Source organism: Magnetococcales bacterium, assembly GCA_015231925.1.
Lineage (GTDB): Bacteria > Pseudomonadota > Magnetococcia > Magnetococcales > JADGAQ01 > JADGAQ01.
Genome location: JADGAQ010000013.1, coordinates 19,245 through 40,214, shown reverse-complemented (window position 1 = coordinate 40,214; position 20,970 = coordinate 19,245). Strand labels below are relative to the sequence as shown.

The following is a 20,970-nucleotide window of genomic DNA, read 5'->3' as shown; positions in this document are numbered from 1 at the left end:
GGGAATAAAAGAACAAGAGAAAATCAATAACAGAACCTTGGAGGCTCTGCCTCCACAATTCGGCAGGAAAGCCGAATTGGACGCCGCAAAGCGGCGCCCGAAGGGCGAGGGCCATGGATGGCCCGAGTCCAACCTCCGCCGGGGGCGATAATCGCCCCCGGACCCCCGTATTAATGAACGAATGAAACAGAAATGGAATGAGATGGAAGGGGAACGACCAGGGTTACTGGTCCCCCCTATCCCGATTTGGAGTGCGTTTCAGGCCCGATGGGCGGCGACCACCTTCAAGACCTGTTCGCCGTAGTTCTTGAGCTTGCTGGTGCCGACGCCGTGAACCTCGGCCAGTTCCTCCAGGGTGGAGGGCATGGCGGCCATGATTTCCCGCAGGGTGGCGTCGTGAAAGATGACGTAGGGCGGCATGCCCTGCTCTTTGGCCAGTTCCAGGCGCAGGAGGCGCAGCGCTTCCCACAGCGAGGGTGAAGTGGGGGAGAAAGAGGAATCCGTCGCGGGTCGCTGCCGTCTTTTGCGTTCCCGGACGGGGGTTGCCGACGCGGGAGTCGGATCGTGGCGAAAGAAGAGGGGAATCTCGCCCCGCAGCACGGGGCGACTCGATTCGCACAGACGCAGACCACCGAAGCCCTCCACGTCCACCGCCAGATGGCCGCCAGCCACCAGTTGGCGATAGACCGACCGCCATTGCCCCGGACTCAACTCCTTGCCGATGCCGAAGGTGCTGAGTCTCTGATGGCCGAAATTCACCACCCGTTCGGTTTCCTTGCCGGTGAGGACATCGATGAGATGCAGTACTCCGAAGCTCTGCCCGGTGCGAAAGACACAGGAGAGGGCCTTTTGGGCGGCGATCCGGCCGTCCCATGTCTCCACCGGTTGCAGACAGGTATCGCAGTTGCCGCAGGCGACGGGAGCCTCCTCGCCGAAGTAGTTGCGCAACACCCGACGGCGACAGGTCGTGGTTTCGCAATAGGCCAGCAAGGATTCCAGCTTGCTTCGGTCGATGCGCTTGAAACGCTCTTCCGCATCCGAACTTTCGATCAGACGGCGCAACAGGACCACATCTTCCATGCCGTAGGTCAGAAAAGCGTCGGCGGGTTGACCGTCCCGACCCGCCCGGCCCGTCTCCTGATAATAGGCTTCCAGGCTTTTGGGCAGATCCAGATGGGCCACGAAACGGACATCGGGTTTGTCGATGCCCATGCCGAAGGCGATGGTGGCCACCACGATGGTGCCATCCTCGAAGAGAAACCGCTCCTGATTGCGGCGGCGCACCTCGCCATCCAATCCGGCATGATAGGGCAAGGCTTTTCGTCCGTGTTTGACCAGCCATTCGGCGGTCTCTTCCACCTTGACGCGGGTGAGACAATAGACGATTCCGGCGTCGTGGGGATGCTCGGCGTCCAGAAAGGTCTTCAACTGCTGACGCGGATTGTTTTTGAAGGTGACCTGGTAGCGAATGTTGGGTCGATCGAACCCGGCGACGAACATGCGCGCCCCCTGCAGATGCAGGCGCTGCACGATCTCTTCTCGGGTGGGCACATCCGCCGTGGCGGTGAGGGCCAGGCGCGGCACGCCGGGGAAACGCCCGGCCAGCACCGACAAACCCAGATAGTCCGGGCGGAAGTCATGGCCCCACTGGGAGACGCAATGGGCCTCGTCGATGGCGAAGAGTGCCAGCGGGATATCGGAGAGCAGTTCCAGGGAGGAGTCCAGCAGAAGCCTCTCCGGAGCCATGTAGAGCAGATCCAGCTCTCCGGCGCGAGCCTGATTGGCCACCTGCCAGACCTCGCGTCCGTTGAGGCCGGAATGGATGCAGGCGGCGCGAATGCCGTTCTGACGCAACGCCCCGACCTGATCCTGCATCAAGGCGATGAGCGGCGAGACCACCACCCCGACACCCGGTCGCAGCAGGGCGGGAATCTGGAAACAGAGGGACTTGCCCCCGCCGGTGGGCATCAGCACCACGGCATCGCCGCCCGAGGCGACATGGCCGACGACCTCTCTTTGGAAACCTCGGAAATTCTCGTAGCCGAAATGTTGTCGCAACAGGGCCAGGGCCGGGTCGGCGTCCGGGGAAGCAGGGGGCTGTCGGGAAAACGTCATGGAGTGCCTCGCGAAAGAGGTGAACCACCTGCAAGTTCAGCCTGCGGTGGGCTGCCGCTTTCCACAGGCCTGCGGCAGGGGATTCCCTCCTGCTACGACGGCCAGGATAATTCAGCCACTCCGGGAGCGCCATCCCTTTTTCCCCGCTGGCCATCGATGGCAAGATGTTGCGGACCTTCCCTCCGAAAGACAAGGCGGCCGGCATGACTCCCAATCGGATGTTGACTTCCGCCTGCGGTGTGACGGTGCCACCGCTTCTTTATGGCACCGCATGGAAGAAAGAGCGCACCGCGCCATTGGTGGAACAGGCCCTTCTTCTGGGTTTTCGCGGCATCGATACCGCCTGCCAGCCCAAACATTACCACGAAGCCGGGGTGGGGCAGGGGGTAGCCGCCGGATTGCAACGGGGCTTGAGCCGAGCGGAACTCTATCTGCAAACCAAATTCACTCCCCTGAGCGGGCAGGATCCGGCCCGCATTCCGTATGATCCCCGGGCGACGTTGTCCCAACAGGTGGCCCAGTCTTTCCGTCAATCGCTGCTTAATCTGCAAACCGACTATCTGGATTGTCTGCTGCTGCATTCCCCCCTGCCGACGCCTTCCCAAACCCTGGAAGTCTGGCAGGCCATGGAGGAGTTGGTGGGGAACGGGGGGGTGAAGCAACTGGGGATCAGCAACTGTTATGATCCCGCTCTGTTGGCTCAGGTGTACGATAACAGCTCGATAAAACCCGCCGTGTTGCAAAACCGCTTCTATGCGGCAACCCGATATGACCGGGAGATCCGCGCCTATTGCCGGGAACAGGCGATTCTTTATCAGGGTTTCTGGACCTTGACCGCCAATCCCGGCCTTCTGGCCCATGCCACCCTGCACGATCTGGCCAAAACGTATCAACGCAGCCCGGAACAGATCTTCTACCGTTATCTGAGCCAAATCGGCGTCATTCCCCTGATCGGGACAACCTCATCCCTCCACATGCAGGAGGATTTGTCCATCTTCGCCTTTGAACTGACGGCTTCCGAGCGGGACCGGGTGACTTTGTTGCTTTGACGTTGGCAATTATCCCGATTGCCGGGTCAATGAGACGCAACCTTGTGTCCGGCAGCGATTCTCCGGCAAACTGATATCAGGGTTTGGTCCGGCAGCGCAGGAGGAGTGTGGTCGCCTCCTGATTCATTTTGATGCAGCAAAATCGGATCGATTATTATTTCTAATATGATTCCAGGCGGTGGCGGGATGAGCGTAATCGAGGCAAAGTCGAGTTCAGGGGATGCTTCACCCGCACAACCACTTCTCGACGGTCCCGTCGAAATTGCCCCTCGGGTTTGGTGGGTCGGCTCCCTGATGCCCGGAGACCCCTTCCAGTGTCATGTCTACCTGATCGAAGAGGGCGATCAGTCGGTGCTGATCGATCCCGGTTCCGTGCTGCTTTTCGCCGAGGTGCAGCGCAAGATCGAGCGCATCCTTCCGTTCGATAATATTCGTTATTTCATCTGTCAGCATCAGGATCCCGATATCACCGGGGTGCTGCCCCATGTGGACCGCCTGGTGAGTCGCACGGATGCGGTGGTGGTCAGCCATTGGCGCATCAACGCTCTACTGAAACATTATGCCCTGCGCTTGCCCTTGATGTGCATCGAGGCCAATGGGTGGGAACTGCGTCTGGGGGATCGGCTGCTGCGCTTTGTTTTCACACCCTATCTTCACTCCCCAGGGGCTTTTTGCACCTTCGATACCGCCACCGGCACCCTCTTTTCCAGCGATCTTTTCGGGGGGTTTACCGAGAAGGCGCAGCTCTATGCTGCGGACGAGGGTGTTCTGGAGGGAATCCGCTCCTTTCACGAACACTACATGCCCAGCCGGGAGATTCTGCTGCAGGGTTTGTTGAAACTGGAAAAACTGCCACTGCGGCTCATTGCCCCGCAGCATGGCAGTCTGCTGCGATCGGAGATGATCCCGTTCATCTTTTCCCGTCTCAAGGAGTTGGATTGCGGCATATTTCTGATGAGTTATACCAACACGGATGTTAATCGGCTGGTGCAATTGAATAAACTGCTGCGACAGTCCATGGAACAGATGGTGCTCAGTCGCGACTTTTCCGAGGTGGTCAAAGGGCTTTTGGCCTCGGTGACGCCGATCATGCCGGTCTGCAGTCTGGTTTTTTATGGTCTTCTGGATGATCAGGTGGTACGTCTGGGACCCGAAACCCATTATCGTGGCGCGGTGGTCAACGCCCCGGCGGAATACCGTGCCTTTCTCTCCATCGAGGGAGAAGGATGGAAGGGACCGGTAATGCCCGTATTGCTCCTTCCGGTGGCGGAGGACAAAGGGGTTTCGGAACCCGGCCTGGTCAACGAGCTGGTCATTCCGCTCTTTTCACCGGAGCGGCACCGGGTCAACTCGGTGGCGGTGTTGGGGCTCTCCGAAAGGGTGGAGATCGAAGAGGAGACTTTGCATATTTTACAGCAGCTTGGTGTTCCACTGGGGGTGGCGGTGGAGCGGGAGATGATCCTGCACACCATGAACAAGGAACGGGAGCGATTCTACCAGATTTCCACCCGTGACCAATTGACGGGACTCTACACCCGCTTTTACATGCGGGATTCCGTGGCCCGTCTCTGCGATTTACACGATCGGGGCCATCAGGCCGGTTTGGCGGTTGCGGCTTTTGATATCGACCATTTCAAACGCATCAACGATACCTTTGGTCATCCGGAGGGGGATGTAGTGTTGAAACGGGTGGCCGGGGTGTTGCTGGAGAGCGTGCGCAGCGAGGATGTGCCCGTGCGCATGGGGGGGGAGGAGTTCGTGATTTTTCTGATCGGTGATGATCGCCCCGGCATGACGGGTTTGACGGAACGTATTCTGGAAAGGGTTCGGCAACTGAGTTTTACCGGGGTCATGGCCGGAGAACGGGTGACCATCAGTTGCGGCCTCGCCTTCCGCCGGTTGCGCGAATCCCTCGATCAGGTCATGCAGCGGGCCGACATGGCCCTGTACGAGGCCAAACACGGTGGTCGCGACCGGGTTCACGTCGATCGGTAGGAGTGATTCATTTTCGTGACAGGATGGCCGCCACGGCCTGACCAAAGCTGATATCCCCCTCTTTGAACAGGGCATGACCGGCGATGCCGAATCCTCTGGGGGTCTTGAAGCCTCTGGAGTACCGGGCCTTGCGGGCCTCGATCCAGACTCCCGAATCCACGTCCGTCACATACAAGAGGCGCTTGCCATCCAGCAGCTTCTGCTCATCCAGCCACAAGACCATGTCGCCGAAATCATCGAAGAGGTGGTATTTCCCCTGATCATCCCGGGCCTGGGCGGCAAATTTCTTCGCCGAGATGACCTGTTGGCAGCGTTCGCAGGTGTCTTTGTCCCACGCCACATCCCTGGGGCCCGAACCCGATTGACCACATCCGGCCAGAATGGCCAAAGCCGCTGCAACCACCAATCCACGCCAGACAACCGTCATGAGTGTGTACTCCGAAGCAGATGGGTCACGGGGTGTTGGCGGCCCGTATCATGGCTTGATAGGACTCCTCCCCGAAGCGTTTTTGTACCGCGCGCAGGTGAAACCCGACGATTTTGACCAGCAACTGGCTTTCCCGGGAGAAGGAGTAGATTTCGTAGGTGACGGATTGATCCAGGGGGTTCCATTCCACGGAGAGGCGTTCCTCGCCCATGATGGCATGGCCCGGTGTGGTGCCGTAGGCCACCCCGCATCGAGCGATTCCCGTGGCATTCTCCACCGGGTCGTCGAATCGCAGCAAAATGCGACAGGCTTGTACCGTCCAGACGCCCATGACCCGGCTGAGAATGCCGAAAATGGTTCCTTCGTGTTGCGGGGTATCGGCCCAGCAGGGCAGAACCCAGCCCAGTTGGAACATCTCCCAGCGCAACAGCGCCCGTCTGGCCCGATGAAAGGTGTCCATGCCCCGTCCCAGATGGAAGCGGTGATGGATGACCTTGTACTTTTTTTCCAGGGGTCGGGTATCGGGCAGGGGAAAGGTGCGAGAGGCACCGTGTTCGGGATAGGTGAAGGGTAACGTTTCCTGACTCGCCAGGAAGGCACGAATGCGATCCGTACCGGGACGATCGAAGGAGACCAGGGGAAAACTCGGGCTGTCGACTCCCAATCCCTGGGCAAAGGGGGGGAGGAAGCTCGCTCGGGGGTCGCTCTGTCGCGAAAAAGACATGGCCAGGATCCACTCCTGCAATGGGAAAAGGAGAGCCTATCCTGGGATTAGCAGGATAGGGGCCATACGTCAACCCCGGAATTTTTTTGGAGGTCGGTTCGGAGAATATTGACTGCCGTCTCGCCCTGTTGAACCATACTTCGCAGGGAGCAATCGATACCGACGAAGGAGATGGAGTCCGTGATGAAGAGCAGGAGAGGATTGGCCTTATCGGCGTTGGTCTGGGCAGGGATCGCTTTTTCGGGGATGGGTGCCGGGGCCGAATCGGGGGTTGCCGGGCATGAGGGTCATGTTGCTGCGGCGAATGTGGCACCGTCGGTCGAGGTAAACCCTTCGGGCAAGAATATGTGTCGCAAGTCGACCCAACCGGCGCCATTGGTTCAGGAGAGCGGGCGGGAGACTGAGACCGGGGCGATGGCCGGCATGGACCACGGTGCCATGGGGGGCATGATGTCCGGTGATACGGCGAACGAAACCGGCTCCATGACCATGGAGATGTGTCGCGGCAAGAAGGGCGGCAAGTGCTGTAAAAAGATGGGCGGCATGGGTTCCTCCGGGGCGGAAGGCTCTTACCAGGTCTATCTGGGGGGGATCCGGGTGATGGATCTGTCTCAAGAGTCCCTGGCGGAAGTACTGGATATGCTGCGGGAGGAGATTGGGGTTGGGGCGGAACAGGAGACGGTCTGGAGCCACTTCGTGGCGGCCATGCATGCTCAGAATCGGATGGCCCGTGAGGTGTTGACCACCCTGGCGCCTTTGGCGGATATGACGGCATTGGCGGGATTGGAGGCCAATCTGGAGGCGCAGCAACGTTTATTGGAGGCCAAACGCGAGGCCTTGCAGGCCTTTACGGCGGTTTATGCCGTGCTGGGTACGGAGCAGAAGGCCAAGGCGGGGATTTTACTGCCGGTTGCCCGTTGACCGAGGGACAACAAATGCTCCCGTCCGAAAGGGCGGGAGCATTGAGGCGGCTTGAAATCGATACAATCAGCGGCTTTTCCGCTTGAAGGTACTGGTGAGGAACCAGAGATCGACCCGGAGGATCAAAGCCTATCCAAGCCACGATAGTCTCTTGACGGAGGGCCTCTTCCTTCAGGCCATGCTGCGCCTTTGTCGTCCGTACAAAATGGCCAGCAGGGCCATCACGATCAGCATCAATCCCACCAAACCGGGCTCCGGAATGATCGGCACTTGGGCTGACGCCGAATCGGGTGGGGGCTCCAGTTCATTGTTCTTGTATTGTTCGTTGGTCTCCAAAACCACCGCCCCGCTGACCGGGGTCACCAACCGATAACGCACCGACAAGGCCAACGCCTGATTTCGGTTCTCCTCGGTACGCTTTCCGTGGCTCCCCAAGGGATCAACCAAAAGGCGTTTGATCTCATCGACAGCCCACAGCCGAGCCAGATGGGGCGACCCCTGCGGCCCGTCCTGTTGTTGCAGGTCGTCTCCCTCCTTCGGCACCCGCTGGCGTTGGGCGATCCAGTGATCCGCTCCCTTCACCCATGCCTGCCCGACCCGGGCGAGGCTTTCGTCCAGGGTCTCTTGCAAGGGCATGGTCCCCCACAAATGTGCCAAGGAATCATTCTCCAACAGGCGATCAGGTCCTGCCTGTATCGGCAGAGAGAAAACCGGCGTCAACTTATGCAGCCGCTGAACATGTTGGGTGAGTTGTGCTTCGGACACCATGAAATGAACCGGCTGGGGGCCATGTATCCAGAGTATGCGCCCCTGATCCGTGGATTCCATTTCACCCAATGCATGGGCAAGTCCCCTGGCATTATCCTGTCCGCCGACAAAGGACACCTCTGCCAACAGCGCCATCATACGCGCCCGTTGCCGGTCATCCAGGGGGGCCAGAGGGATCGACCGCAGCGTATCTCCGGCCACAACCAGGTGGACCGGCAAGGTGTCGGGGAGTTGTTGCAGAAATCTCCTCAGCGCCTCCACCGCCGTTGCCGCCACCCGACCACCATCCAGGACAATCCCCAAGGCTGTGATGGGCGGTTGATGTACGGATACAACCTGTTGCACGACCACCTGCTCCTTCTCCCCTTCCTGTGCCGCGCCGACGGTGTCCATGCCCCGGATCATGGCGGGCGGGTGGTCCGTGCGCACGGTCATGGAGACGCCGTGGTTCGTCAGAGTCGGATGATCAATCGCCCCCCTCAACCGGTGTTCCCCCGCCACAAAAGAGGGAAGCAGTTGTGGCAACCCACTGGACAAGGGATCCTTGGAGGCCAACCAGATTTCATGGCGGAAATCAGCCGGTATGGAAAAATTCCGTTCCAACACCAATGGAAGCCGCAGTTGACCCTGGTGGCGATCCAGCCAATGTAACGGGGTGGTCATGCCCAGGAGCAAGCGGAGTGTGCCGCCCCCAGGAGGAATCGGAAAAGCCTGGACCATCAACCTGTCCACACCCAGGGAGGTCACCAGCAACGGATCCCGGTTGGCGTGAACGACGCTTTGATAGGCCTGCCGGCTCTTCTTTCTGGAGGCGATCACCGCCTCGCGCGGCTCCCCCTTCACCCAGAGCATGGCGCGTGAGACCACGGCTCCCGGTGGCAAGGCGATCAACATGCGTGCCTCCTCCTGTAGGGGCGCGTCATTCTTGAATTCCACGGTCCACTCGACATATCCCAGGCCGCTGGCCGCCGAGATGGAACCATCAAGTGTCGAGGCGATCATGTTCAAGCCGCGCACCCGACCCGCCACCTGCTCTCCGCCAAGATCCAGTCGGGATTGGAAGTTACCGAACCTGTACAAGTTCTGATAACCGGAAGGGTAGGGGAGTTGATTGAACGGTATGCCTGTCACACGGTAGTAGACGCGCTGCATATCGGTGGGGGAGACCTGAAAACGGTGCCCGGCCAGTGTATTGAGAAGACCGCCGCTTTTGTAGTTCCAGGAGTAGCAGCGGCCCAACAGGAAATCTTCATCACCCATGAAGCGCAACAAGGCCAAACCCCGAGATTGGGTGGTCACCTCTTCCTGCGCCACCCAGTGGGCGCCAATGATAGTGGCGACAACGGGCAGTTCGGCCACGGCCAACAGCATGATTCCCACGAGGGCGCTGAAACTTCCCGTCAACCAAACCCTTCCAGGGGTGAAGGAACACCTGTGGCGAACATATCGCCGATAGATCGAGATGCTTGCAACGAACGCCGACAAGGGGGCCATCGGCAATAACCCGATCCCGAAGAAGATAATGGCCATCACGGCAAACGGGGTCAGCGGCGCAAAAATCAGGGTATAAAGGCCGGCGATGGCCATGGTGGCCATATTGAGGAGAAAAAGCCCGTTCCAGTTCCAGTCGCCTCCTCGGCGAATGGCCAGCCACAGCATGCCATTGACCAGCGGCACCGACGCCACGAGCAACGTGTGCCCGAGCGTCGGCAGGGGGTCGAAGAAAGCTTCCGCGCACCAGCCGTAAAGGAGTTCGATGAGGAATGCGGTCACCGGGATCAACGTGCCGGTGACCAACAACAGGTAGCCTGGATCTTTCGAGGGGGCTTGATTCATGGCGTCGCACCCGGATTAGAAGTGGAATAAGTCTTCATATTGGAGCAATGTAACATTCTCTTCGGTTTATGGCGAGAGCGGTTCAGCAACCGTGTAGGACCACCACGGACCGCTTTCCGGAGACATCAACGCCTGCCAGAACCATTGGGAGATATCCGACCACTGTCCGCCCCGGTCATCCTGCACCCATTCACAGACATGGAATTTGTCCCGTTGGGCGGTGGCAAGGAAACAGTGCAGGTGGTGTATCTTGGAAGTACGCGCGGCGGGAAGCGGGGAGATGTCGTAGCCCAGGGCGCGGAAACAATCGGAGGCGGGGTGCAGTTTGCGGGTTGCCTGGGTGATCCAGCGGATGACAATCTGCCGTCGCCCATCGGTGAACCGGGCCAGACGGCCCGGAAAACCGGTCCCGAAGGCCTGTTCATAATCGGCCAGAGGCAGTTGCCGAAGGGGAAGACCCTGCCACTCCCGGGGCCAGCCGGCAAAGGATTCCTGATATTCTTGCGGGGGTGTTTTCTGGAACGACGACGGCCAGAAGGGGATCAGCCCAGCGGCGAGGCATAATAGCAGAAGACGCCATACGGCGGAATTCATGGCCGGCGCAAGGCCACGATGGCCAGAATCATGGTGATGCCGAGAAACACCACCCACCCCACTCCCTCGTGGACCCAGGGTGGCCAGGGGATTGGGCTGCCTTCGACGTGGAACAGGCTGGCGCCGCGCAGACCATTGCCCAGCAGCACCAAAACCAGGCATAAGCCGGTCATCGCGGCGGTTCGCAACGCCGAGGCACGCTGCCAACCACAAAGGAACCAGGTCACCAGCAACCCCGACCACAACATCCGGACACCACTACACGGGGCATCGAACGGCAGCATGTGCGGCCCCCACACCAGTGACACCCCTTGATGTTGGACGGGCCATCCCTGCAGGTTGAGCAGCAGGGCAGCCACGGCGGCCGAGACCCACCGCATGGGAAATCCCAGATAAAACTGCAAAGAGGGGATCAGCGGCGAGACCAACAGCAGCAACCCCCAGAAAGGCCATGACGGGAGTCGGCCTGCAAGCCCTGTATGCAGGGTGATACCCAGCGCCGCCACAGCGAGGATCATATGGAGCAACGGTGGCAGGAACAGAAAGCCCATGGCGTAGAGCAGCACAGCCCAGGATGCCCACATCAGGGGATCCGTGGCAGGGTGCCGGTCGTCAGGCTCGACACGAAAGAGCGTTGCCGCCGCCGCCAGCAAGGCCATCAAACTCCCCCAGCCTTCCGGGTCGGCCAATAGCCGTCTCGCATACCACAGCCAGACCGGCCAGAAGGCCAGCACCTCCGCCACCAGAATTCCCACCAACAGGCGTCGGGACAGGCGATGGCCGTGTGGATCACTGGAATAATTCACCAAAATACTCATTATTGTTTGGAGTAAATTACAAAACTCTTTAAATCGATTATTTCTTCAATCTTTAACGATCTTTCGGAATGATTACATTCCTAATTTTGCGTGATTAGGTCTGCCCGGTATCAACGTTCGACAATGGACCACAGACGATATCATTTTGGGACAGATTATACCTGTATTGTTTGGCCATCCAGAGAAATTATTCCGTGGTTGGAGGAGGTGCTTGGATGGCATGGCCAACGTGTTTACCTTTGAACGGGGGGTGTGGACATCCACCCTCTTTTCTGTCCGGGTTGTAGTTCGGAAGGCTCATGCAGGCAACGGCATTCCGCTACCGCACCCTCTTGCCCCTTGCCAGGAAGCAAAATCCGGCAACTGTCGACACCAGAACCAAAAAAAGCTCCCGCCGGGAAGGGCGGGAGCTTTTGATGAAGCTCGGTACCGATAAAAAAGCTCCCGCCGGGAAAGACGGGAGCTTTTCATTTCAATCAATTCCGGCCAGAACCGGGTGGGGATTACATCGGGGCAACGTTCTCCGCTTTGGGCCCTTTTTCCCCTTGTGTGACGGTGAACTCAACCCGTTGGCCTTCATTCAACGTGCGAAAGCCGGAACCGGAGATGGCGCTGAAATGGACGAAGACGTCCCCACGACCCTGCTCCCGCTGAATGAATCCGAAACCTTTGCTCTCATTGAACCACTTGACGGTTCCCGTTTCCCGGTCTGCCATGTTACCCGATACTCCATAAGAATTGAAGATGAACCACGGCAGAGCCCTAACACGCCTTGTGAATCGAAGCAAACCTGCCGGCTGGTTGTGTTCTTGTACCACAGTGGGGGGATTCTGTAAACAGAAAAATGGATCGTTCCGGACGATTTTTTTCAGGTTCGATCTTCCCGGTTGGCGGGGGGTTTGGGCAGGCCGGCGGCAATGCGTTCCACCAGTCTGGAGAAGGGCATGCTTTGCAGCCAGACCCGTCCGGTGCCGCGCAAGGTGGCCAGAAAGAGGCCCTCTCCGCCGAAGATCATCGATTTGAGCCCCCCGGCGAGTTGAATATCGAAATCGATTCCGGGGGTGAAAGCGACCAGGCATCCGGTATCGACGAGAAGTGTGCTGTTGTCGAGTCGTTTCTCGACCACGCATCCGCCGGCGTGGATGAAGACCAGACCATCACCCTGAAGTTTCTGCAGGATGAATCCTTCGCCGCCGAAAAAGCCGCTGCCCAGTCGGCGGTTGAAGCCCAGGCTGATGCGGGTACCCAGCGCGGCGGCCAGGAAGGCGTCTTTCTGACAGAGGATTTCACCGCCGATCTCTCCCAGATGGACCGGGATGACCGGACCGGGAGACGGCGCGGCGAAGGCAACCGTTTGACGACCGGGGCCTTCGTTGCTGAAGTGAGTTAAAAAGAGGGACTCTCCCGTCAACATGCGGGAGCCGGCATCCCAGAGTTTGCCGAAAAAACCGCTGGTTGGACGGGAACCGTCACCGAGCCGGGTTTCGAAGCGGATGCCACCATCCATGTAGTTCATGGCGCCGGCTTCGGCGATGACGGTTTCACCCGGATCCAGCACAACTTCCACCAACTGGGTGTCCGTTCCCAAAATGCGATAATCGACTTCATGACACTGCATGGTTATCCGGCTCCTTTTGATGTTTGAAATGAATTCCTCATCCTTGCCGTGTACATGGAAACATTGCACAATGCCACTTATACGTCAAATCACGGAGAGAAACTCCATCTTACGCCCGATTCAAGGACGATGTCGCTAAAGACCCGATTTCTTTCCGCCATAACGGTCGTCCTGCTGCTGGTAATCCTCGGGGATGCCTGGTGGTTCGGTCGAACCAGCGCCAGAGGACTGGTGCAGCAGTTTCGCGATCGGGCGGAACTGATGCTGCAGTTTGCCTCGGCCTCACGGGAGTTCGTCAAGGAGGAATTGCGTCCGGCCATGGATCGTTCCGGGCGGGGTTTTTCCCTGGAGACCCATTCCAGCACCTTCGTCACGGCCCGCATCTTTGACCGGTTCCACCAAATGGCCGAAGGTTATCACCTCCGGCAGCCTTCCCTGAATCCTCTCAATGCCGCCAATCGGGCCACTCCCGAGGAAGAGGCCCTGATTCATCAGTTTCGTCAGGCTTCTTCGAAGAAAGAAATTTCGGGGTTCACGGATAACGGGGACCACTTTTTCCTGGCTCGTCCCGTCAAGGTCGAGGAGGGGTGTCTGCACTGCCACGGAGAAGCCTCCAAGGCTCCTCAGACGGTGGTCGAACGCTACGGAAACAGCCATGGCTTCGGCTGGAAAACGGGGGAGGTGATTGCCGCGATGGTGGTTTCCATCGATGCGCGCCATGTCACCGAGCCGTTGCGCAGCAGCGCCCTGATGGTGGCGGCGGTTTTCGGCCTGCTTTTCATCGCCATCTGGCTGGGCATTCACTTTTTCTTCGAGCGACTGGTCAACCGGCGTCTTCTGGGTTTCGGGGCCACCATGGAACGGGTGGCGGCAAATCCTGATGTGGTGCAGCGCATCAACGACGGGCAAAATGACGAAATCGGCGCCATGGCTATCTCCTTCAACCGGATGTCTTCGGTGCTGGTGGAGTCGCGTCAGGCGCTGCGCCGCCAGTTGGGCGAACTGGAAGAGTCCCATCTGCGCCTGACCCGGGAGATTTCCGAACGCTCCCTGGCGCAACGCCGCGTTCAGATGTTCCTGCGCCAGCAAACCGTGGTCAACGACATTCTGCGCAATGCGGTGAGCCGCCGGCCACTGCAGGATCAGATGGCCGAGGCGCTCGACGCGCTGTTGGCCTTTCCCTGGCTGATGTCACAGCGCAAAGGGGCCATTTTCCTGGCCCGGGCCGATGACATGGGCGTGGTGGGTCTGTGTGTGCAGCGCGGTTTTTCCGCCTCTTTGCGGGAGACCTGTCGCACCATCAAGCCGGGACTCTGCCATTGCGGGATGGCGATCAACACCCGGCAACTGGTCTTTTCCGATCGGGTGGATGAGCGGCATGCCATCCGGCATCCCCATATGCTGCCCCACGGCCACTATTGTGTGCCGATGCTTTCATCCCAGGATCGGCTGGAAGGCCTCCTCACCCTTTACCTGGATGAGGGCCATGTGCGCAATGAAGAAGAGGAGAAGTTCCTCACCTCCGTGGCGGGCGTGCTGGCGGGCGTGGTGGAGAGGCACCGCATGGAAGAGGCCATCGCCACCCAGAACGAAGAGCTGAAGAAGGCTCGTCTCGACCTGATTCATCGCCTTGGCATGGCGGCGGAGTACCGCGATATCGATACCGGCAACCATGTGGTGCGCATGAGCCACTATGCCGCCTGCCTGGCCCGGGAGGCCGGTCTTCCGGAGGTGCAGTGCGAGGTGATGCTCTGTGCCGCGCCGATGCACGATTTGGGCAAGATCGGGGTTCCCGACAGCATCCTGCTCAAACCGGGGCGACTGACGCCCGAGGAGTACGAGGCGATCAAGGAGCATTCGGTTATCGGCTCTTCGATGCTGCAAGGTTTCACCATGGAGCCGATGAAGATGGCCCACATCATCGCCCTGACCCATCACGAACGCTGGGACGGCGCGGGCTATCCCCTGGGACTCTCGGGTGAGGAGATCCCCCTTCCGGGGCGGGTATGCGCCATCGCGGATGTTTTCGATGCTCTGACCTCCGAACGCCCCTACAAGAAGGCCTGGAGCGTGGAGCAGGCGGTGCGGGAGGTGGTAACCAACAGCGGCAAGGCTTTCGATCCCTTCCTGGTGACCTGTTTTCTGCGGGTGTTGCCCCAGATCGTGGAAATACGCGGTCGCTTCGAGGATTGAGAACACCCGTGGAGACAGGGTGGTCGTGGGAACAGTATCTGCTAGGGCGTGTTGACATTTGCCAGATTTTGGTTCCTGGCAAGGCGCAAGACGGTGAGGAAGCGGAGTGTAGCTCGCCTACATGAGCATTCCGAACCGGATTGCAACGCGGCCAGGGACCAAAAGATGGTGAATGTCAACACGCCCTAGTAATTTATCTTATAATTCACCCCGATATCGGCCCCCTTGTCCTGGGAGGTGCGGGTTTCCAGCACCACCCTCGGGGAGAGATCGATCTGGGTCTTGATGGCCGCCGAGTCAGCGGTCATGCCCTGTTCCACGCCGACATAGAGTCCCTCCTTTAGGTATTTGCCCACCTCGACGCCGGGCCCCGAAGCCGCGCCGAAGGAGAGTACATCCAGGCGCAGGGCGTTGCGCACCTGATCCACCATGCCTGGGCCTTCCGTGCCCAATCCCGCCAGTTTCGACGCCGCACGGCCCACGGCCAGCACTTCGCCCGGCCCCAGATTGCCCATGCCCTTGTCGTAAAGCAGCCGGGAGAGGATCTCGTCACGCGGCAGCGAGGGCACCGACGAGACGGCGATCTCCGGGGCGCGACTGGTGCCGCTTATCAGAACCAGGGTCTTGAGGCTCTGGCTCTGGTGGGTGGCCTGCAGGTTCAATTGCGGCGGCTCGGCGCCGTTCAGCACTACCTGGCCTTGTTCCATCTGGAAGGTTTTGCCAAGAACGCCGAGACGGCCCTGGACCAGAGAGAGGGTACCACGCCAGGTCGGCTCCTCCAGGTACCCACCGATATTCACCCGCCCCTGCCATTCGCTCTCCAGATCGGTGGCTCGCACGAAGGCCCGGTTTGGTACATCCACCTGCAGGTCGAGCAGAACCCGACGGGTGGCAACCGGCTCCTGCCGGGGTTTGGGCGAGGCGTCCACCCCGCCTTCCACGATGTGCAACTTCGGAATGCGGGCGGCGGCGGATTCGGCCAGGTGAATCTCCGCCGATCGGCAGGTCAGCCGTCCTTGCAGCAGATGACCGTCCGGGGTGGGCATCAGGGCTGCGGAGCCATCCAGCACCAGGCGCAGGTCGTCCCGTTTGGCCAGGGGCAGACGATGCATGGTCACCTCTCCCTGAAATGGCGGGGGCCAGATATCGCGGGACAGCGGGGCGGCCAACTGCCCGTTCACCTTGCCCCGCTTGCCGTCGGTGGCCTGGAAGGTGGCTTCCAGGCTTCCGGGCCAGGCAAAGGAGCCTTTCAGAATCATCTGGCGCAGCAGGGTGCCCCATTCGAGATTTTCGTAGGTTCCGTCCGCCAGCTCCCAGGATCCCTTCACCAGCGGGGAGTCACCGCTGCCACTCAAAGAGGCTTCCAGGCCCAGGGTGCCCTGTACCTGATGGGTGGGCCAGGGCAGCAGACCCCCGATCTCCTCCAGCGGGCCTTTCCAGGAGAGATGCCCGGAGAGAGGGGCGTGGGGGGAGAGTTGCGGTAACCCGTCCCGGTTGGGGATCAGGGGCAGGGCTACTCGTGCGGAGAGGGGCTGGCCGGGCAGACCCTCCAGAGAGAGCGAGGCATCGAGTCGTTCCGCAGAGAGACGGGCCTCGACCACACCGTGCAAACCGTGCAGCCGGGCCGCAGGTACGCCGATGCCCCGGCTTTCCACCCGCATGCTTCCCCTCGGGGCCAGACGGGGGCCGGAAACGGAGAGTTGCCAGTCGGCGGTCCCGGTCAGTTCCGGATCCGGTTGCCAAAGGGCCAGAAGGGCCAGAGGAAGGTTTTTGCCATGGGCGGTGAGATCGATTTCGCTGGCGGTCAGGGAGGCTTGCAGCTCCAAGGGGGCCTCGTCCAGCAGCAGGTTGGCCTGTCCCGAAACGCTGCCTTTCGGGCTGACATGCAGGGTGGTCTGACGGGTCAGCGTGACCTGATGGGCGGGAGTGGTCAGACGGAGTTGCTCCAGCTGCAGTTGCCAACCGGTGGCTTCCCGGTTGAACCGGCCCTCCAGCCGACCCCGGTCCTTTTGGCGGGTGGTATCGACCTGAAAGGTGGATCCGGTCGCAAGGAGTTGTCCCTTGCCGGTGGCGCGATCCCAGATCAGCGGACCGGCGAATCCCTCCCGGCTTTGCCAGCGCCAGGTTCCGTTGGCAGCACCGAAGGGATCGGTGCTTTCGCCATCCAGGGTGATGGCCTTTGCGGAGAGGTGGCTTCCGGAACGCAGATGTTCCGCGTTGAGGCGCAGACGAGCCACGGTCCGTTTCTCGACGGGTTCGAGGAGAAGAGTGCCTTCCGCTCCCGCCAGGGTGAGTTGCTCCGCCCAAACGAACCGAGGTGCCGAAAAGGCGAGGTTGGCCCGGAGATCACCCTTTTCCGGCAGGGTCAGCCAGCCGGATCCTGTGATGCCGCCGAGGGCCAGGGTAATTTCCCGAAGCTCCAGCCCGTGGGGGGAGAGATCCAGCCGGCTTTGCCAACTCCCCCCCGTCAGACCCGCCGCAGTGAGTTTTTCGCCCCTGAGCCGACCGGTCAGTTGAAAGTCACCTTGCCGGATCAGGAGGTGGGAGTCGGCCCGCAGTTTGCCGCCCACTTCCCCGAGAGCCAGGGACAGATTGTCCACCTCCAGTTGCAGGGGACCGCCCCAGGTTGCGGAGTCGCCCTGAATCGTGCCTTTCAGCCGGGCCCCCTTGCCGAGTATTTCCAGATTGTCGAGATGGAAACGCTGGCCGGACGGAAACTGAAGACGGGCCGTGGCACGAATCTCTTTGCCCAGGAGGGCGTCGATCTCCTTCCGGCCGCTGGACAGGTCCTGCCAATCGGCTCGAAGGGGAAGGGGGGGCAGCTCCGATCCTGCGGTCCAGGGGGGCAGATCGACCTCGACATTCAGTCGTCCGGGTCGGGGAAGGGCGCCCTTCTTCAGATGGACCCCCGAGGCCAGCAAACCTCCCTGAATACGCGCCTGGGGCAGTGGCTCCCCGTCGAGGTGCAGATGCACCGTTTCGGCCAGGGGGGAGATCACCCGGCCCCGGCCCGACAGGTGGGGCTCCGACAGGTTGGCGGAGAGACTCCATTGCAACTCGGCGGCCTCGACCGCACCGTTGCTCCAGGAGGACCAGGGGCCATCTTTCGACAGGTTGCTGGTCAGGGTGCCGGAGAGGGCGTTCGTATCCGACAGAGCGACATCCCCCTGCACCGACCAACCCGACCCCTGCAAGCGGAGGTTGCGCAGCTCCCAGCCTTTTTCCACCGGGGCCAGGGCGAAAAGGCCCGTTACCCCTTCCCGGATCAAGGGGTGGGCCTGATGCGCGATCAGGCGGCCCTGGATCCGGCGGGAGGGCCAGGAGGCTTCGATCTCTCCCTTCAGGGTCAATTGGCCGGGCAGTTCCCCCTGGAATTGGCCCTTCCAGTTGTCCGGGGGGCCCGTTCCCGTCAGGTCGAGAAGCAGAGGACCCCCTTTGGCCAGCAGACCACCCGCCGATTCCCTCAATCGCGCCGAGAGGGTGATCTCCCCGGCGATGCGGCCTTCGAGACGCAAGGAGAGGTCGCTGCCTTCCCGCGCGGTGAGTTCCAGCAGGCCATCGAGAGCGCCGTCGGTTTGCAAGGTGGCCCGACCGGCCAGGGAGAGGGTGGTGGCCCGGCCCGCCACGGCGGCATCGAGGGTGATTGTCGGGGCTTCCAGCCGGGCGATGTCGATGAGGGGCCAGGTCGGCGCACTGCCGGTCGTTTCGGGAAGGCGTTGCAGATGAACCTGGCTGGCGCGAAGGCTGTGCAGTCGTAACCGGCGCTCCTCAATGGCCCGCCAGTCCCACTCCGCGGCGAGGTTGTCCAGACTCAGCCAAACGCCGTTGTCGTCCGAGAGGAGGACCTTTTCGCAGCGCAAGGCCCCGGCAATGCGACCCTGACAGGCGTTGGGCAGGGCGATCCCGATTGTTTTCAACAACGGTTGGCTCAGGTGCAGGAGGGCCTGCAACCCGGATTCCGTGCCCAGCAAAAAGGGTGGTATGGCCAGTATCAGCAGCAGCGGTAAGGCGATTCGGAACAGACGTTTCCAGCGGAGGCGGGGCATCAGAAGGCCTGTCCCAACGAAAAATGCACCTGCCAGGGGGCGTCGATCTCGGAGCGGTGGGTGAAGGGGGCGGCCAGATCGAGTCGCAGGGGGCCGACGGGGGTGAAATAGCGCAGTCCCAGCCCGGCTCCGGTGAGCAGATGGGTGCTGTCGGGCAGGGGATTTTCGAAACTGCGTCCCGTCTCCAGAAAGGGCACGATGCCCAGCAGGGGGGTGGCCCGATAGCGTAACTCCACCCCCGCGCCCAGAAAGGAGCGCCCGCCGGTGGGGTCGAGTTCTTCATCCAGATCCCCGGCCAACTGATAACCGTAGCCGCGCAAGGTGCCGCCGCCACCCATGAAAAAGCGTTTATCCGCCGGAATCCGGACGAGAGGGGCTCCCCCGATGCTGCCGCCGGAAAGGCGCCAGGCGGCGGTCAGATTGTGACGTTGTCCCAGGGGGTGGTAACGGGTGACTTCCCCTTGCCACCGCAGGAATTCGGTGGTACCGCCGTGGTTGCCCAGATAGGGGATGGCCGTCAGGGTGTAGCGATGTCCCGTCAGGGGGTCGAGCCGGTCGTCGGTGGTGTCGTGCCAGAGCTTCAGGGGCAGACCCAGCAGGGTGGAACGGCTGCTTTTATCGTCGAGGCGACCCAGATCCTGCAGAAAGGCGTGTTCGAGGCTGACCCCCAGGCGTCCCTTCCAGCTTCGGGGCAGGTCACTTTCCAGAAAGGCGCTCGTCTCCATGGCGCTTTTTTTGTAGGCTTCCAGATTTTCATGGCCCGCCTTGGCCGTCAGAGTGAGTCGTTTGTCCCGCAGATCGGGTTGCACGAAGGAGAGGGAGAGGCTTTGGGAACGTTGCGCGCCTTCCAGTTCGCCGCGCAGGTTCTGTCCCTCGCCCCGCAGATTGCGATGCTCCCAGAAGAGGCTGGCCCCCAGTCCGAGGGTGCTGGCGTAGCGTACCCCGGTTCCGAAGGTGCGCTGTTCGGCCTCCTCCAGATGCAGATGCAGGGGAATGCGTCCCTGGTCGTCGAGAGTATCGTTCGGTTCCAGATGGGTGGCTCGGAACAGGCCGGTTTCCAGAAGCCGGTGACGGAACTCCTGCAAACGCCGTTCGTCGAAGAGTTCTTCCTCGCGCCACGGCAGCAGATGCCGCACATGGGACTCCTGAACGGTTTGCAGACCGGTGATTTCCAGGTTGCCGAAACGCGCCTTGGGGCCGCTTTCCAGAAAGATGTCGAGACTGACCAGTCGCAGGTCGTGATCGAGCCGGGCCTGATGAGACAACAGCCGGGCCCGGGGAAACCCCGTGCGGCGCAATCCCTCCGGCAGGCGGTTCATGGCCTGGAGGAGGTTGGCGGTCAGGGCGGGTTCTCCGGGCTGCAGGGCCTTTTCCGGAGGCAGTTCGTACCAGGGGGAGTCGCTTTCCGCGTGTCCCTTGTCCAGCCGCCGCACCTCGCCGAGGTGGTAGAGGGGGCCGGGGGTGACCAGAAACACCACTTCCACGGGTTTGGCATCCCGGTTCATCAGCCGTTCCACGGTGGCAGCGTGGAAGCCGTGGGCCTGCAGGATGGAAAGAAGCGTCTCCTGATCCTTTTCGGCGCGGCGCTGGATACCCGCCAGGGAGGCGGGCGGGCGGGCGGCCAGGGTGCGCAGCAGCGAGGCTTCGTCCATGGCGGTGAGCATCTCCCGGTCGTCGACCCCGCGTATTTCGAAGCTGTAGGCAGCTTTGGGCTCCTCGACCCCTTCCGGCGTCGAGCCATCCTCCTCTTCGGCCAGAGCGGAGAGGAACGGCGGCAGAAAAAGCATCAGGGCCGACAAAAGGACCCTGGCGGGAAAAGGCATCATGGAGGAGACTCTGCAACGTTGCCGGTCAACACACCTGTCA

The 20,970-nt window shown here is 61.0% G+C and carries 14 protein-coding genes; 4 read left to right on the top strand and 10 right to left on the bottom strand.

Going from position 1 to position 20,970, the window contains the following annotated elements; all coding sequences use genetic code 11:
* Window positions 1-258: 258 nt before the first annotated feature.
* The gene (gene recQ / locus HQL56_03085; protein MBF0308502.1) at window positions 259-2,115 is read right to left on the bottom strand and encodes a DNA helicase RecQ; all 1,857 of its coding nucleotides are present in this window, start codon (window positions 2,113-2,115) and stop codon (window positions 259-261) included.
* A 203-nt stretch (window positions 2,116-2,318) separates the two neighbouring features.
* On the opposite strand from recQ, the gene HQL56_03080 reads away from it, so the two are divergent.
* Together HQL56_03080 and HQL56_03075 are read left to right on the top strand one after the other, a co-directional pair.
* Window positions 2,319-3,164: an aldo/keto reductase gene (locus HQL56_03080; GenBank protein ID MBF0308501.1), complete on the top strand. Its 846-nt coding sequence runs from the start codon at window positions 2,319-2,321 to the stop codon at window positions 3,162-3,164.
* A 186-nt stretch (window positions 3,165-3,350) separates the two neighbouring features.
* Window positions 3,351-5,159 carry a diguanylate cyclase gene (locus HQL56_03075; protein MBF0308500.1) on the top strand — a complete coding sequence of 603 codons (1,809 nt, stop codon included), beginning with the start codon at window positions 3,351-3,353 and terminating at the stop codon, window positions 5,157-5,159.
* 7 nt (window positions 5,160-5,166) lie between these two features.
* Here the strand turns inward: HQL56_03075 and HQL56_03070 are convergent, their stop codons facing one another.
* Both HQL56_03070 and HQL56_03065 read right to left on the bottom strand, forming a co-directional pair.
* Window positions 5,167-5,586, bottom strand: coding sequence for a hypothetical protein (locus HQL56_03070; protein MBF0308499.1), 420 nt, complete (start codon window positions 5,584-5,586; stop codon window positions 5,167-5,169).
* A gap of 25 nt (window positions 5,587-5,611) precedes the next feature.
* Window positions 5,612-6,310, bottom strand: a complete 699-nt coding sequence (locus tag HQL56_03065; GenBank protein ID MBF0308498.1) for a DUF1990 domain-containing protein — start codon at window positions 6,308-6,310, stop codon at window positions 5,612-5,614.
* Between the two features lie 183 nt (window positions 6,311-6,493).
* On the opposite strand from HQL56_03065, the gene HQL56_03060 reads away from it, so the two are divergent.
* Window positions 6,494-7,231: a Spy/CpxP family protein refolding chaperone gene (locus HQL56_03060; GenBank protein MBF0308497.1), complete on the top strand. Its 738-nt coding sequence runs from the start codon at window positions 6,494-6,496 to the stop codon at window positions 7,229-7,231.
* A gap of 171 nt (window positions 7,232-7,402) precedes the next feature.
* Here the strand turns inward: HQL56_03060 and HQL56_03055 are convergent, their stop codons facing one another.
* The 5 genes from HQL56_03055 to HQL56_03035 form a co-directional block, all read right to left on the bottom strand.
* Window positions 7,403-9,835 carry a hypothetical protein gene (locus tag HQL56_03055; GenBank protein MBF0308496.1) on the bottom strand — a complete coding sequence of 811 codons (2,433 nt, stop codon included), beginning with the start codon at window positions 9,833-9,835 and terminating at the stop codon, window positions 7,403-7,405.
* A gap of 66 nt (window positions 9,836-9,901) precedes the next feature.
* Window positions 9,902-10,429, bottom strand: coding sequence for a hypothetical protein (locus HQL56_03050; GenBank protein ID MBF0308495.1), 528 nt, complete (start codon window positions 10,427-10,429; stop codon window positions 9,902-9,904).
* Window positions 10,426-11,235, bottom strand: a complete 810-nt coding sequence (locus HQL56_03045) for an archaeosortase/exosortase family protein (protein MBF0308494.1) — start codon at window positions 11,233-11,235, stop codon at window positions 10,426-10,428. The genes HQL56_03050 and HQL56_03045 overlap by 4 nt, the downstream gene beginning before the upstream one ends.
* A 515-nt stretch (window positions 11,236-11,750) precedes the next feature.
* Window positions 11,751-11,963, bottom strand: a complete 213-nt coding sequence (locus HQL56_03040) for a cold-shock protein (protein MBF0308493.1) — start codon at window positions 11,961-11,963, stop codon at window positions 11,751-11,753.
* Window positions 11,964-12,115: 152 nt separating this feature from the next.
* Window positions 12,116-12,865, bottom strand: coding sequence for a TIGR00266 family protein (locus HQL56_03035; GenBank protein ID MBF0308492.1), 750 nt, complete (start codon window positions 12,863-12,865; stop codon window positions 12,116-12,118).
* A gap of 129 nt (window positions 12,866-12,994) precedes the next feature.
* On the opposite strand from HQL56_03035, the gene HQL56_03030 reads away from it, so the two are divergent.
* Entirely contained in the window at window positions 12,995-15,058 is a 2,064-nt protein-coding gene (locus tag HQL56_03030) for a DUF3365 domain-containing protein (protein MBF0308491.1), read from the top strand.
* A 185-nt stretch (window positions 15,059-15,243) separates the two neighbouring features.
* Here the strand turns inward: HQL56_03030 and HQL56_03025 are convergent, their stop codons facing one another.
* A complete protein-coding gene (locus HQL56_03025) occupies window positions 15,244-19,104 on the bottom strand; it encodes a translocation/assembly module TamB domain-containing protein (GenBank protein ID MBF0308490.1) in 3,861 nt (1,286 codons plus the stop codon).
* Window positions 19,104-20,930 (bottom strand): BamA/TamA family outer membrane protein, encoded by a 1,827-nt coding sequence (locus HQL56_03020; GenBank protein MBF0308489.1) that lies wholly within the window; start codon window positions 20,928-20,930, stop codon window positions 19,104-19,106. The genes HQL56_03025 and HQL56_03020 overlap by 1 nt, the downstream gene beginning before the upstream one ends.
* Between the last annotated feature and the right edge of the window lie 40 nt (window positions 20,931-20,970).

Bases quoted from the DNA above. Each gene is read 5' to 3' on its own strand.
- recQ (MBF0308502.1), bottom strand. From the start codon at position 2,115: ATGACGTTTTCCCGACAGCCCCCTGCTTCCCCGGACGCCGACCCGGCC.
- HQL56_03080 (MBF0308501.1), top strand. From the start codon at position 2,319: ATGACTCCCAATCGGATGTTGACTTCCGCCTGCGGTGTGACGGTGCCA.
- HQL56_03075 (MBF0308500.1), top strand. From the start codon at position 3,351: ATGAGCGTAATCGAGGCAAAGTCGAGTTCAGGGGATGCTTCACCCGCA.
- HQL56_03070 (MBF0308499.1), bottom strand. From the start codon at position 5,586: ATGACGGTTGTCTGGCGTGGATTGGTGGTTGCAGCGGCTTTGGCCATT.
- HQL56_03065 (MBF0308498.1), bottom strand. From the start codon at position 6,310: ATGTCTTTTTCGCGACAGAGCGACCCCCGAGCGAGCTTCCTCCCCCCC.
- HQL56_03060 (MBF0308497.1), top strand. From the start codon at position 6,494: ATGAAGAGCAGGAGAGGATTGGCCTTATCGGCGTTGGTCTGGGCAGGG.
- HQL56_03055 (MBF0308496.1), bottom strand. From the start codon at position 9,835: ATGAATCAAGCCCCCTCGAAAGATCCAGGCTACCTGTTGTTGGTCACC.
- HQL56_03050 (MBF0308495.1), bottom strand. From the start codon at position 10,429: ATGAATTCCGCCGTATGGCGTCTTCTGCTATTATGCCTCGCCGCTGGG.
- HQL56_03040 (MBF0308493.1), bottom strand. From the start codon at position 11,963: ATGGCAGACCGGGAAACGGGAACCGTCAAGTGGTTCAATGAGAGCAAA.
- HQL56_03035 (MBF0308492.1), bottom strand. From the start codon at position 12,865: ATGCAGTGTCATGAAGTCGATTATCGCATTTTGGGAACGGACACCCAG.
- HQL56_03030 (MBF0308491.1), top strand. From the start codon at position 12,995: ATGTCGCTAAAGACCCGATTTCTTTCCGCCATAACGGTCGTCCTGCTG.
- HQL56_03025 (MBF0308490.1), bottom strand. From the start codon at position 19,104: ATGCCCCGCCTCCGCTGGAAACGTCTGTTCCGAATCGCCTTACCGCTG.
- HQL56_03020 (MBF0308489.1), bottom strand. From the start codon at position 20,930: ATGATGCCTTTTCCCGCCAGGGTCCTTTTGTCGGCCCTGATGCTTTTT.